At 32.4% G+C, this 14130-nt stretch carries 10 protein-coding genes; 1 reads left to right on the top strand and 9 read right to left on the bottom strand.

The genetic code is table 11. The features are described from left to right. Window positions 1-84: 84 nt before the first annotated feature. On the bottom strand, window positions 85-2739 hold the full coding sequence (locus U0D62_RS11520) for a choice-of-anchor L domain-containing protein (RefSeq protein ID WP_322287436.1): 2655 nt from the start codon (window positions 2737-2739) through the stop codon (window positions 85-87). Window positions 2740-3120: 381 nt separating this feature from the next. On the opposite strand from U0D62_RS11520, the gene U0D62_RS11515 reads away from it, so the two are divergent. Next, the gene (locus U0D62_RS11515) at window positions 3121-3912 is read left to right on the top strand and encodes an aldose epimerase family protein (RefSeq protein WP_322287435.1); all 792 of its coding nucleotides are present in this window, start codon (window positions 3121-3123) and stop codon (window positions 3910-3912) included. 17 nt (window positions 3913-3929) lie between these two features. On the opposite strand, the gene recQ is transcribed toward U0D62_RS11515, so the two are convergent. The 8 genes from recQ to U0D62_RS11475 all read right to left on the bottom strand — a co-directional run bounded on the left by recQ (window position 3930) and on the right by U0D62_RS11475 (window position 14091). Beyond that, window positions 3930-6053 carry a DNA helicase RecQ gene (gene recQ / locus U0D62_RS11510; RefSeq protein ID WP_322287434.1) on the bottom strand — a complete coding sequence of 708 codons (2124 nt, stop codon included), beginning with the start codon at window positions 6051-6053 and terminating at the stop codon, window positions 3930-3932. Between the two features lie 98 nt (window positions 6054-6151). Continuing rightward, on the bottom strand, window positions 6152-7195 hold the full coding sequence (locus U0D62_RS11505; RefSeq protein WP_322287433.1) for a hypothetical protein: 1044 nt from the start codon (window positions 7193-7195) through the stop codon (window positions 6152-6154). 313 nt (window positions 7196-7508) lie between these two features. Continuing rightward, window positions 7509-8837, bottom strand: coding sequence for a cytochrome P450 (locus U0D62_RS11500; RefSeq protein WP_322287432.1), 1329 nt, complete (start codon window positions 8835-8837; stop codon window positions 7509-7511). A gap of 218 nt (window positions 8838-9055) precedes the next feature. After that, window positions 9056-11545: a zinc-dependent metalloprotease gene (locus U0D62_RS11495; protein ID WP_322287431.1), complete on the bottom strand. Its 2490-nt coding sequence runs from the start codon at window positions 11543-11545 to the stop codon at window positions 9056-9058. A 115-nt stretch (window positions 11546-11660) separates the two neighbouring features. After that, window positions 11661-12206 (bottom strand): hypothetical protein, encoded by a 546-nt coding sequence (locus U0D62_RS11490; protein ID WP_322287430.1) that lies wholly within the window; start codon window positions 12204-12206, stop codon window positions 11661-11663. 39 nt (window positions 12207-12245) lie between these two features. Continuing rightward, entirely contained in the window at window positions 12246-12995 is a 750-nt protein-coding gene (locus U0D62_RS11485; RefSeq protein WP_322287429.1) for an SGNH/GDSL hydrolase family protein, read from the bottom strand. A gap of 58 nt (window positions 12996-13053) precedes the next feature. Beyond that, entirely contained in the window at window positions 13054-13536 is a 483-nt protein-coding gene (locus U0D62_RS11480) for a TlpA family protein disulfide reductase (RefSeq protein WP_322287428.1), read from the bottom strand. Window positions 13537-13578: 42 nt separating this feature from the next. Then, the gene (locus U0D62_RS11475; RefSeq protein WP_322287427.1) at window positions 13579-14091 is read right to left on the bottom strand and encodes a GNAT family N-acetyltransferase; all 513 of its coding nucleotides are present in this window, start codon (window positions 14089-14091) and stop codon (window positions 13579-13581) included. Between the last annotated feature and the right edge of the window lie 39 nt (window positions 14092-14130).

The following is a 14130-nucleotide window of genomic DNA, read 5'->3' as shown; positions in this document are numbered from 1 at the left end:
ATGAGTTAATAATATCTTGAGAAATAAAATGTATACTATTAATCGAAGTATATCTCAATTATTCAAATATTGATATGAATGTAATTAACGTATTAGTGCAAAATGATTGATATAGGTAGCAGATCCATCTAATAACTCGGCTTTGAACCAATACTCTGTAGAAGGCAGAATCTTGCCGTTATAAGTACCATCCCAACCTGATCCATTGGGGTTTAGTTGTTTTAGTAGCTTTCCGTGTCTGTCAAAAATAAATATATTCATATCTGGTAAGTCAAAATCAGCAATAACATTCCAACTATCATGAAATCCATCTCCATTTGGAGTAAAGAATTTAGGAAAACCTACCACAAATATTTCCTCTGTAATTGATCCACAACCATTAGTGTCAAATGCCGTAACTTCATGAAGCCCAAGCCCAACGTTTTGAAAAACATTACTCTCTTGTGGATCTCCATTGTCCAGAATATATTCATAATCTCCATCACCGGTAACCGTGGCAATAATATCATTATTTTCTGCAAATGCCCCCATCGACAATTGTAGATTTAAAGCAGTAGGAATAGTTGCCGTTTCAATAATAATACTAGAACTACCAGAACAATCTGAAGAAATATCTTTATAAGTAACTGTATACTCACCAGGGTTTTCTACTGTGATGCTTGAAGAGGTTTCATTAATAATAACGACTCCGTTATAGCTCCATACAAAAGAATACTCATTATCATTAAGTAATGTATTGATAACCGGAAAATCACCATTATCAATTGGGGTTCCATCACTATCAACACAAATCGATCCGCTTGATTCGAGGGTTATTTCAGGAATTAAAATGATATTGAAGCGTACGTCTACAATATCACTAACACATTCTGAAACGATATCAACGGCTTCTACACTATAAATATAATTTCCAGCTACATTATTTGTAGGAGTATAGGTCGTACTATTTGAAATTAGTAAATTACCTTCATCATCATACCAATTAGCAGTTTGACCAGTTAAAACATCGACTGACAACTGCGGAATAGTTTCTCCGCTACAAATACTCATATTACTTGGATTAGTAGGCACTGCTATTATAGGGCAATCGCAATCAGGAGATGTAACAGATAAAGAAGCTTCACAATTACTATTATTAGGATTGATTGCTGTTATTATTATATCTGTACCGCTTGCTATTTCTGTAATGGTAGTATTAGGAATATCGATAACTCCTGCATTTGGAGGATCAATGGTGATATCCCAAGACCCATTTGTACTAAATGTAACATTATAAGTAAGCTGATTATCGGCACAAACTGTAGTGTCAAGAGTTAGGGTAGGAGTAATATTTACTGTGGTCGTTACTGTTGCTGAGTCATCAGGACAGTTTGCAGATCCATCTCCTGATACTGTGTATGTATATACTCCGGCTGGATCAGCGGTGGGATCAAAAATACCAGTACCACTTTGTAGAGCTGGATTCCAGCTACCTCCAGCATCAGGGTTATCGGTTAGAATAGAAAAAAGATCAACTGCTACATCTTCTGAGCATAGTATAATTTCGCCAGAAGTTCCTGCATTAGGCGGAGTAATAACAGTAACAATAATCGTATCTTCAATTGCAATGCCTAAGTCTGTTACAATTACTTTATAGGTACCGCTTTGAGTTACGGTTAAAGTTGGAGAAGTCTCACCTGGTATGGTAACTCCATCTCTCTGCCATTCATAGGTTTCAGAACCTGAAAACGGATCATCGACATTGGTAGCTGTTAATATTTCTGAATCGCCTTCACATAATGAAAAATTAGCTTCAGAATCGTCCTCATCTAGAATTACTACATTAGACTTCACTGAGAATCCTCTTATAAAAACAGCAGAATCTAAATCTGCATCGCCGCGATCAGCAATAACAAATTTTATAGTATACGTTTCTCCAGGAACTACAATAGTTTCTGTGTTTAATATTTGAGTATATCCATCAAACTGCATGATATTGGTATTATTGGTCCCAGAATTACTAACGTATAGCTCGGGAAAAAAATTAACACCTAATACTTCACCACCACACCTGAAAGGATTTCCTTGCGCATCAGTATCCACATGAATTGATCCTGTATTTACTACAATATTATTAGAGCCTGGTATCGCAGCAATATTACTACCACCAAAAACAGTTCCGGAATCATCAGGTATTCCTGGACCTTTAATCAAAAAAGCAAAACCATCTCTTACACTGGCACTACATTCATAATCTCTTTCATATTCTTCTGATGCAAAAATAAAATCAAAAACCAGGGTGTTTCCTTCTGGGATAAAATCAAATTGAAATGTAGTTGCATTAAAAGTTTCAAAGTCATCTCCGTTTGTGTTGTCCAGTATTGTTTTAAGATCATCATCACCAATCCAGGATTGCAATCCGGCACCATTAAAAAAGCTATCATTTGGACCTTCTGATTCGACAGCTATTCCCGTGGTAAGAACTATTCCTTCGTCAAAAGGAAAATCGCTTTGTGCTTTGGTAAAATAACCCCAGCTTCTTCTTTGAGGGTCTCCGATGCTTTGTGGATCTTCTGCAACAATAATGGTGGTTGGGTCAAAAATGATTCCATCGTTAGCAATCAAAACATCACGTACAAGTTCTCCAGCAGTTAAATTAGTAATGGGGTTTCCTTCTGGATTTACATCTATAGATTCTTGTGAAAATGTAATATAATTGCATACCAAAATCAATAGTGTGAAAATTGATTCTTTTCGCATGTTGGTTAAGTGTTGAGTTTGTCTACACTAATCAACGTATATGATATGCCTATTAGTATTCATCTAATTTTTGGTAAATATTGAAGATGTAAGTCGTTGGTTTCAAGTTGTTTTTGTGAAATGTAAAAAGTGGTTATTGATAGATGAAACAGGTTGTTTTATCAGATAAAATAGATCACTTTTTATCTAATTTAAGACTAAAATAAATTGGTTTATTTTTATTCTTCTTACTCCACTTTTCTCTTTTTAAGAATGTGTTAACGATATATTTATATTTTCTTAAGAAATTTAAAATAAGGTTAATTGAAATTATTGAGAGATTTGTATTTTCAGTTTTTATTAGAAAACATAAATGCCTTAGTGATATTTTAAATTTAATGAATGAAAATACAATTAGTTAAGGAAGAAAGTAATGTTATTATTACAATCGATAAAGGTGAATTGATTAGCTATAAAGTAACTAGTATTGAATTGATGCATCAAAAAGATGATAAAGGATGGGGTAGTACCGAAATTGAAATGTTTCCTATTATTGGCCCTACAAAAGACAATGATTTTTTAGTAGAAACACCAAAGAAGGATGCATCTCTTGATCAACACGGAATACTAAGAGCCTTGTCTTATGAACTATATATTCAAGAAAATGATAAAGTAGTTTATCGTAAGAATTATAAAGTAGGTACTCTTATACCAAATCCAAAGTTTCCTAATAAGTCTACACTTGAATATATGTCTTGGCCATATGATTTTGAATTTTTTAAAACTTTTGAGTTAAAAGAAGATTCTCTTACAATTTCTTTTGAAATAAAATCTGAAAAAGAGATGCCTTATATGTTAGGGTTTCACCCAGCTTTTAAAGTATATAATGAGGATGTAAAAATTGTATCTAACAAAACAAAATTGACTTTAACCGATGTTTTGAATGTTGGAGCAGCTGCATATTTGGTTAATAATAGTAATCAAATTTCTTTAGAAAATAATGGCTCCGTTGGTGTTACCATAGAAACCATAGGATTTGATCATGTAATGTTATGGACTGAAGTGTCGAATATGATATGTATTGAACCTATTACCTTTTACCCATATAGTGTTCCTTCAAAAGAGTTACATAAGGGATTTCGAAAAAGTACGGGAAATGAGAAACTTGAAGTTAAGATTATTCCTGTGTTATAAGTAAATATGCTTAGAAATTAGTTATCTCCTTTGTTATTTAAAATTGCTAGTGCTAAACGTATCGTATCATACCTAATAGCTTCTTCAAAATATTCAAAATATGGTTTTAATCCTTCTGGGTTATTAAGAGTTTCTCTTGCTTTTTCGACCATATTAAGATCTTCTTTATCTATAAATTGACGAAGATCAATGTTCTCACCGTTTTCGTGTAATTTCATGATATGCGAAAAAATGGTAGAAGCAGCTAGTTTTCTTTTAACAGAAATTTCTTCTATAGATAATCCATCCTGGTAGAGTGCCAATGTTTCTTTAAGTGTTTCTCCTTTTTTGGCTCCTTTCTTTTTTTTCTTTTTAGTTTTTTCTGAAGAAAAATCAATAATCGCCTTGATAAACTGATACCCGTAATTTTGCATTTTTTGTCGCCCGACACCACTAATCTGCATAAACTCTTCATCTGTCATGGGGCTCGATTTTTCCATTTCTTTTAGTGTTGCATCACTAAAAATTTGGTAAGCAGGAATACCAGCTTCTTTTGACAATTCCAGTCTTAATAAACGAAGTTTTTCAAATAAATCAGGAGTAGATTTTTTACCTATTTGTTCGGCTATAACTTCTTTTTTCTTTTCAAACTCTACCAGATTGGCGAGACTTACTTTTTCACCTTCAAATAGTACTTTTTTTGACCTAGAAGTTAATTTAAGCTTATTGTTTTGATGAAAAGCTATTTCAATATACCCTTGATTAATTAATTGAATTATATATTGTTGCCAATCTTTCCAGGCAATATCTTTGGCAATACCATAGGTTTTTATGTGTTGATATTCTTTGTCAAAAACGGCTGCATTTTGCGCCCCGCGAAGAACATCTATAACAGTACCTATTGGTTCTTCTTCTTTGACTCTAACTATTGTAGATAATGCTTTTTGAGCAATAACGGTTCCATCTATAAAACTAGGAGGATTTTTGCATACATCACAGTTGCCACAATCTTCTGTAATGATTTCTCCAAAGTAACTTAATAAGATTTTACGTCTACAACTTAAAGAATCAGCATATTGTTTCATACGATCCAGTTTAGCCAACTGTACTTCTTTGTTACCTGACATATCAGCAAACTTTTGTAGTTGTACTACATCTGCATAACTATGAAAAAGTAAAGTAGAAGAGGGTAGATCATCTCTCCCTGCCCGACCTATTTCCTGATAATACCCTTCGATGTTTTTTGGTAGATTATAATGAATTACCCATCTTACATTTGATTTATCTATTCCCATTCCAAAAGCAATAGTAGCACAAACTATTTGGACAGTGTCATTAATAAAATCTTCCTGGACTTTGGACCTTTTTTGATGATCAATACCTGCATGATATGCTTCTGCCTTAAAACCTTGTTGCTGCAATTTCTCTGCAAGCATTTGAGTAGTTTTTCTACTTAAACAGTAAATAATTCCGCAATCGTTAGGATTATCTGCCAAAAAGCTAGTGATTTGCTCTATTCTTTTATTTCCAGGTCTAACTTCTAAGCTTAGGTTTTTACGATCAAAAGATGCTAAATGTTGTATCGCATTTGGGATGTTAAGTTGATTGCAAATGTCTTGTCGGGTTGCTTTATCAGCTGTCGCTGTTAATGCTATCAGGGGAGTGTTTTTAAATTTATCCTTAAGGTATCCCAATTGTGTATATGCTGGTCTGAAATCGTGTCCCCAAGCTGAGATACAATGCGCTTCATCTATAGCAATTAAACTTATTTTGATTTGAACAAGTATAGCATCAAGAAAACTAAGACTCTCTGGAGCAACATAAAGTAATTTGATCTCTTTGTCTAATAACTTTTGATAGATTTCTTGTTGCTCATTTTCAGTTTGGCTACTATTTACAAATGCAGCCTGGATTCCGTTAGCCAAAAGACCATCTACCTGATCTTTCATTAAAGCAATTAGAGGAGAAATAACCAAGGTTATTCCAGGTAATAATAGGGCAGGAAGTTGATAACAAATAGATTTACCACCACCAGTAGGCATAATGACAAGGTTGTCATTACCAGTAAATATTGAATCAATGATTTCTTGTTGTAATGGTCTAAATTGATCGTAACCAAAATACTCCTTTAATGTATGTAAGATCTCTTTTTGTTCTGGCATAAATGCAAAGAAAGGAAATACTTTAAAAATATGTGCTAATTAATAGTTTTGATTAATCCAAGGATCTTTTTTTTGTGATGTTTTTTATTCGATAACTGCTAAGAAAAAAAGGATTGAACTATACTGCTTAACAAGGGGATAATAATAGAAAATATTAGCTTTATATCATCAATAGATTCTTCACCCAATTTCCACCAGCTAGTTGGACTTTTTTTAACCTGAGAATAGGTTCCTTCTTTTTGTTTGTAATACTTTAGATATCCCAATGATGGTAGAAAAAATAGTGCTAAAATTAAGGTAAATGATATGCCATATCCATAAATAAACTCATCAGGAAAAATTTCTTTAATGTTATAGATTTGCTCTGCAATCATATCTCTTTGTAACCGTGTACTTATAATCGAAGAGCCAACTAAAAGCCCTATAAAAAGTGCAAAAACATTAAGCTTATCTTTTAAACGTTTATAATTGATTTGCCAGTTTTCTTTTTGCTTTGTTGTATTGAAATTAAAAGCATTTCTGATTGCTATATTGATAAAAAGTATACCGATGAGAGGAACGACTCCAACAGCAAAATATACTGTCAAAATACTGTTTACTATAGTTTTTGGATTATAAAAGATAATATCAAAGAGAGTCATTAGTTTTGCTCCTCCCATAATACGTTGATGATCTTTTGCAAAAAACATTAATGATAAAACGGTTAAAGTAATTAGTAATAGTATGGGAATTAGAGTTTTAAAGGATTTTTTAGAGAAAACAATGATATTAAATTGTTTTTTTATTCTATAGATCAAGAATATTAAAAATAGTATAGAAGCAGTAGCAAGGGAAAGAACGATACTGTGAAATAGTATCCAGGTTAGTGCAGCTGGATGCGTGTTTACATACAACTGGTTTTTTATATTAGTATGATCAAGGTTGGTATTACTAACTTCGATGCCTTTTATAGCTAATTCACTTACAGACAAAACGTGTTTTGTAGAATCTCGTTTTAGTACCAATTGTGTTTGTTGTCTATTTTCTTCAAAATCAGGATGAAATATGATCAAATCATTTAACAAGCTATTTGAAATAACGATATAAGTCAATAAACCGATAAAAATTGATAGTACAAGAAATGTTGGGATATGATTTTTCATGGTAATAACTTATTTACTCTTATTTATGCTTTTTTTGTTCATAATTAAGAACGTATTACTACTATTATTTTAAATGGGGTATTAACCTGGGGAAGGGTTTCGAATACTAAAATTAGGGGATTATTCGTAGAAAAAAAACAATGTTCGTATAAATTCTGGTTTTATGAGTTTTGAAAAGAGGTAGTTAGTACTAAATGACTATTGACTAATACAATGATCCTTAATAGTAAGGTGTTCAATTTTCATATTCCAACAAAAAAATGAATCCAAGAACACTACGGTAAAAGGCTTCATCTTTTGCATCGCATAATAATCAATTGATTTTTTTCATACTTACTGGTAACCCATCTTCTGGAACCTGTAAAGGAACCGGTTTCACAGGCATTTCATAATTTTCAGGAACAGACCATTCGTGTGTTAGTAATAGTTGACTAATAACATATTTTATTTGCATTTCTGCAAATGCAAAACCAATGCAGTAATGGGAGCCTGCACCAAAAGGAGTGTAGGTATAAGGACATTTAGTATGCTCGCTTCGTTCTTTTGAAAAGCGATCTGGATCAAAACTACCAGGGCAGGACCATACTTCGGGATTATGATGATTTTGATCAATATCAATAGATACTTGTGTACCTTTTTGAAGTTGATATCCTTTATATTCTAACTCTTTGGTAGCAACCCTTCCTATTGAGACCAACGGAGGAAACATGCGTAAGGTTTCTTTAAGAGCCAAATTCAGGTGCTCGAGTTTTCTCAGATCTTTTACCTTGAAATCATCTTTATGTTCTTTATAGAATAAACGGGCTTCTGTTCTAAGTTTGTTTTGCCATTCGGGATATTTGGCGAGAAAATAACAAAAACTAGTTTGAGTACTAGCTGTTGTATCGTGGGCCGCCATTAGAATAAATATTAGGTGATCTATAATTTGTTCATCATTTAGAGATTGTCCATCTTCATTTTTTGCAGTGGCCAGAATACTAAAAAGATCTTTTTTAGGGTGATTTTTTCTTTCGGGTAATAATTCCTTGAAAAATTTGACTAAATATTTCCTGGCTTTTATCCCCTTGTTATACGCTGTAAAAGGTAATTTAATGGGTAGGGCAGAGCTTGCATCGACAATATTACTAATAGCTTCATTAATTTTTGGAAATTGTTGATTTTTATCAATTCCGAAAAACACCTGTAAGGCTATTTTTAATGTAAACTCTTTTAATAATGGAAATATCTTGGGGTTAGGATTATTCCAAGAATTTATATGAGAAGGTACAATATCTTTCATCATCTCCAGATACCCTTCCATAGGTTCTTTTTTAAAAGCTTCTGCAATGATAGAACGATGGTCCTTGTGTGTATCACCATCCATAAGCATAAGTCCATTAGGGAACAAATCTTTTAGTATAAGCTCCCAAGCTTCTTTACTGTTAAAATCTTTTGCGTGTTGGACTAAAGTAAAATTTACAGATTCTTTATCATGTAAAGTAGAAATCTCTTTGTTTAGAATTTTGATTTTATATATCTCCCCGTATTTCTCAATTTTTTTCTGTTTGAATTTATGATAATCCTTAAAAAAAGACATAAGATCTCCCCAAGGAAGAATAGAAGTGGTTTTTCCGGGGATTTCTGATTGTACAGAATCTTTCATAGTTAGAGTTTGTGAGTTGTGTTATAATCTCATAAAGCTACTAAAACTAAAGGAAACCTGAAATATACTTTTGACTATTTAGACAATAAGATAAAAAGAAGTTTTTATATAATTATGGTTAAATACTTTATTTATGTTAACCATTAAATGTATACCAAGATTGATTTTATGGTATACAAAACCCTCCTGAAATTATAAATAACAGGAGGGTTTTATTTTTAGTTTTTAGGATCTAAAATTGATGAAATACGTTCGGTAATATCTCTAAGGTGATATCTAGTCATAGTATCAGAGGTTCTACCCACAGCATTTCTAACATCACGACGTAATGTATTAAGTTCTGCACGTACTAAAGCTCTAATATCACTTTGTGAAGCATTAACATTAGTTCTTACTACGAATCTTCTAAAGTTCTCAGGGATTTTAGGTTGATCTTTGGTCATTAAAAACTCCATTCGATCGATATAGGCTCTTTGCAAATTACGGCGATAAACATCAATAGTTTTTCCATTTCGTAATTCTGACCATAATCCAGATCTCAATTCACTCATCATATCAAGTAGAGAATAAGATTCTTGTGCATTTAATGCTTCTCCTTCAATTAACCTTGCCATTCTACCGTGATCTAACAGGTTATTTAATGTTCTTACCTGCATATTACGAATACGTTCTATATTTCCTGCAGATTCAATCTTGTCAAAAATAGTTTTATCGATTAACCAATTAGGAGTATCAAATAATTGTTGGTGTAAGAAATTCATCGCACGTTTTTGATTTTCTTTAGTAACGTGGGAGTAAACAGCACCTTCCTGATCATATGTTTTATAATATTCATATACTCCTCCGATATTAGAAGATACATGTCCCATATAACGATTAAACTGTCCTAATACTTGTCGGTACATGGTTCCGAGATCATCATAATTTTTCCCATCTTCTGAAGTCCAGGTAATAAGATTAGGAATGATTCTTTTTAGATTCTTTATTCCATACGTACTTGCATTTACTGCATCATCACCTAAATCTTCAGTTTGAGAACTTGGATCAATTACTCCAAATTGCTGTCTCCCAAATCTATACATTGGATCATTTTGATGTTTTAATATCCAGCTGTCCAAAGTTTTCTTTTCTCCTTCTGCAGTTTGATCAAGAATAGGACGATATCCCCAACGGATAGCATACTTATCATAGATACCAATATTTGGCATTAAAGCCACATCACCATCTCCTGGTTGAGCAACATAATTAAACCTTGCATAATCCATTATTGAAGGAGCAGTCCCGTATTTTTTAGTAAACTCAGGATCTCTTAAAGATTCTACGGGATATGCTACACTACTTCCCATATTATGAGGTAAACCTAGTGTGTGTCCTACTTCATGAGCAGAAACAAATCTAATTAGTCTACCCATAATCTCATCTTTAAAGGCTATACTTTGAGCTTCAGGATTAATAGCAGCTGTTTGTACAAAGAACCAGTTACGTAATAAGGTCATTACATTATGATACCAATTGATATCACTTTCTAATATTTCTCCAGATCTTGGGTCACTTACGTGTGGACCATTAGCATTTGGTATAGGTGATGCCAGATATCTTACTACAGAATATCTAATATCTTCTGGACTCCAATCAGGATCTTCTTCTGGAGTAGGAGGATCTTTTGCGATAATTGCATTTTTAAAACCTGCTTGCTCAAAGGCAATTTGCCAGTCTTCGATACCTTGTTTTATGTATTTTCTCCATTTCTTTGGAGTCGCTCGATCAATATAATAGATGATTTGTTTTTTAGGAATAACAAGCTCACCTCTCTTAAATTTTTCAAGATCTTCATCTTTTACTTCTAATCTCCATCTATCTAAGTATCGTACTGTTTTACTTTCTTGTGCTTCTAATCCATAATCCACCTGTCCACGGGCGAACCATCCTACACGTTGATCAAAATAACGACGTTTCATAGGAGTTTCTGGCAATAAAATCATAGAATTACTGATCTCTAATGAGATAGAACCTGTACTGGCATTTGAAGGTGGTTCTGCTGCATCATATGTTTTTACGTGACGAACCTCTATATTTAAAGGATAACTCCTGATAGTATCAATATAAGATCGGTTGTTATCTAGTTTTGAAATTTTAAATTGTTTACGTCTGGTACTAGGGAATCCTAATGCTTTTACATCTTTTTTGTACAAATCAGTAACATCAATTACCGTTGCATTGTTCACAGAGTCTTTATGAAAGGCTTTGATTGGAAAAGCATATAATATTGGTTCAAAATTAGAATTTACCACAGCTTCATGAATAGGAAGAGAATCTGATGCTATGACTTGATGAGAAACTACTCTTAACAATATTTGTTTGTTTTTTCGTTGCCATCGTAAAACTTGCGTGTTTTGTTTTCCTCCACCAAAACCAATGCCAGAAGCAGTTTTGGCAATACGAGTTACCATTAACATTTCTCTGTTTAGTAATGAATCGGGGATTTCATAATAATACTTATCGGTTATATTATGAACGGTAAATAAACCTTTATCAGATTTGGCTTCTTTGGTAATAACCTGATCAAAAGGTTTTATACCATCTTTCTTTTTACCAGGCTTTTTTGCCTCGGCTGTAGGGGTCTTTCCTTTTTGGGGTTGAAAAACGGAACAACTTGTAGTTGTTATTGCTACTGTAAATAGCAGTAGCTTCAGTGTATTCTTGAGCATGTGATGAATTTTTAAACGGCGGAAGGTAATAAAAGTTCAACAGCACATATGTGAAGGGAAGGTTAAAGCTATATACTATTAAGAAGGTTTTAACTGTTACCTTGATATATATAAATTAGAACCGTATTTCTGTAGTAGGAAGCATAATATCTTCAAAGTTTTTTTGCCATATTCCATTTACGAGGTTTTCTCCATACTCGTTAAATTCTCCATTATCAGTATTTCTAAAAATAAACCTTCTCTCCTCACTAGCCCAGATGGTCAAGGTTTTTCCTTTTACTTCACCTTTATACTGATTTGGTGTTCCTTTTCCTGTTAATGGTATGTATGTATAACTATCCTTTTCTTTGTCATATTGTATAACGGTGTGTAGACTTAATAAAGGTTTTCCGTCTTTTACAGAACGTAGTTTTAGTACCAAAAGTTCTCCAGTCAAATCATAATAAACCTTTGTCAAAACCGAATAAGATTCCCATTCTTTATTTTGATTTAAATATTTACCTTCTCCTTTCCAGTCCCCAATCATGAAAGAGAGTTTTGCCATTGCTTTTTGTTCAATACTTTGAGCATTTATTACATTTTTAGTAAATAAGAAAAAGACAATAGTTACAAATAAATAGATTCTATGGTTTTTTATTTGAGTATATTTAATGGAGTACATAGCAACTTTATTGGTTTGGAAATTGAATAGTCGGATTATTTATTGTTTTCTTTCTAAAAATGCATCGATCGCCTGATAATATCGATCTGCAATGATTTTTGCTCCTTCTTCATTATAATGTACATCGTCAGCCAGATAAGAATCCATCCAGTCAGTAGCCATATTAGTTATGATAACTCTTGAATTGGCATTAGTTTGTTGAGCCCCAATAGTAGCAATATTATTATTAAATTCATTAAACAATAAAGTACGTTCGGCAGTCATGATATCTGACCTTCCAGGAGCTATTTGCTCTAAAAATATGGTGATATTATTATTACTATTCTGTAAAATATCTATAATTTGATTTATATTATTAATTGCGGTAGAAACAGAAACCTCTCTTAATAAATCATTACCTCCAATACCTAACAAAACTACATCTGGAACTCCTGAACTAGCAATTGCATTGCTAAGGTTATTTAATATATCCTGAGTTTGAAAACCACCAACACCTGCGTGATCAGTGTCGAAATTCATATTCATAAATGTGGGATAACTAGCAATATCAATAATAGGTCCGATAAAATCAAAATCCCAATTATTGCTTACTAGGTTTTTCCATAACTCATAACGGTAACTTTCAAACAGTGGTCTGGCGCCTTGCACTCGAGAATCTCCTAATGGTAAAATTTTGATACCTGTTGTTTGAACAGGATCTATTGTTGTAGTTTCATCACTTTGCGAGCAGCCAAATAGAGTGATTAAACCAACGAATAATAAAAATTTAATATATGTGGTAGATTTCATAACTCAAGTAGTTTTAGGTATAACAGATCAAAATGTTTTTACCCTACCTTTTGATTCTTTAAAAATCTTGTAATAGTTCTGCTATTTTAAAATCTAAACGTAATAATGCATTGTTAGGATCAGATCCAAAAATAGAGTACGATACATTTCCGTTTTTATCGACTAAAACCCAATGTGGTGTACCTCCAGCGCCATAATCTAAAAATGTAGTATTATAATTAGCATCTTTGTAAAAAGGGAACCGAATATAATATTCATTTTTTGCACTAATAAACTGTTCTTTAGTGAAATCAACTCCTTCAAAATTAGTATGTATTCCTAAAACGTTAATCAGATCACTTTTTTCATAAACGATTCTATTGGCATAGGGTATGGCTCTTCCTAAACAACCCGGACATCCTAAACTAAAGAATAAAATGAGTAATGGTTTACCAATAAATTCGTTTTTCATAGGAACCTCATTGTCAAAAATCTTTTCTAACCACCAATCAGGTAGAGGTTGCCCAAGTGTTATTAAATTATATTGCAATCTGTTATTCATATTTTGAGAAATAAGATTATCTGGTGTTTAGATTGTTAGCTTTCACCAAGGTAAACCATTTAAGTTAATTTCTTTAGGATTTATTTTTTTAGAAGTAGACAAAAACATAGTATTAGCTTTCCATAATCTCTCACCACTTGACTGTTTAAAATATACTGGACAATTGACTTTGTACCAATTTAATCTTTGATAAAAAGCAATTAAATCATCTGCACAGAGCAAAACTCCTAAATCACATTTTAAATCTTTAAAAATTAGATATTCTGTAGTACTTAAAGCCTTTGAGGCATATCCTTTTCCTCGAAACTCTTTTGGGGTAATAACATTATTAATTCCTGCGGTTTTATACTTTTTATTATCAATTAAGATTTCTCTGAGTACAATATTATAGAAAGTAGCAATCTGTTCGTTTTCATAATAGATTATTGTCCAATCAGGTATGGCCCATTCTGTCTCGATTACAATTGGTATATGTCCAAATTCATTATTGATATAGAATTTCAATTCTTCAATAGTATGCTTAGATAATTCGGTATATTTTTTTACTTCAAGCACTATTCCTTTAAACTTTATAAGATTGTAATTTTTTTATAG

The organism is Aquimarina callyspongiae, from assembly GCF_034322225.1.
GTDB lineage: Bacteria > Bacteroidota > Bacteroidia > Flavobacteriales > Flavobacteriaceae > Aquimarina.
This window is presented reverse-complemented; position numbering and strand designations above follow the sequence as displayed.

Excerpts from the sequence above, each read along its gene's own strand:
- U0D62_RS11515 (WP_322287435.1), top strand. The coding sequence starts at position 3,121 with ATGAAAATACAATTAGTTAAGGAAGAAAGTAATGTTATTATTACAATC.
- U0D62_RS11495 (WP_322287431.1), bottom strand. The coding sequence starts at position 11,545 with ATGCTCAAGAATACACTGAAGCTACTGCTATTTACAGTAGCAATAACA.
- U0D62_RS11480 (WP_322287428.1), bottom strand. The coding sequence starts at position 13,536 with ATGAATAACAGATTGCAATATAATTTAATAACACTTGGGCAACCTCTA.
- U0D62_RS11500 (WP_322287432.1), bottom strand. The coding sequence starts at position 8,837 with ATGAAAGATTCTGTACAATCAGAAATCCCCGGAAAAACCACTTCTATT.
- recQ (WP_322287434.1), bottom strand. The coding sequence starts at position 6,053 with ATGCCAGAACAAAAAGAGATCTTACATACATTAAAGGAGTATTTTGGT.
- U0D62_RS11490 (WP_322287430.1), bottom strand. The coding sequence starts at position 12,206 with ATGTACTCCATTAAATATACTCAAATAAAAAACCATAGAATCTATTTA.
- U0D62_RS11505 (WP_322287433.1), bottom strand. The coding sequence starts at position 7,195 with ATGAAAAATCATATCCCAACATTTCTTGTACTATCAATTTTTATCGGT.
- U0D62_RS11485 (WP_322287429.1), bottom strand. The coding sequence starts at position 12,995 with ATGAAATCTACCACATATATTAAATTTTTATTATTCGTTGGTTTAATC.
- U0D62_RS11520 (WP_322287436.1), bottom strand. The coding sequence starts at position 2,739 with ATGCGAAAAGAATCAATTTTCACACTATTGATTTTGGTATGCAATTAT.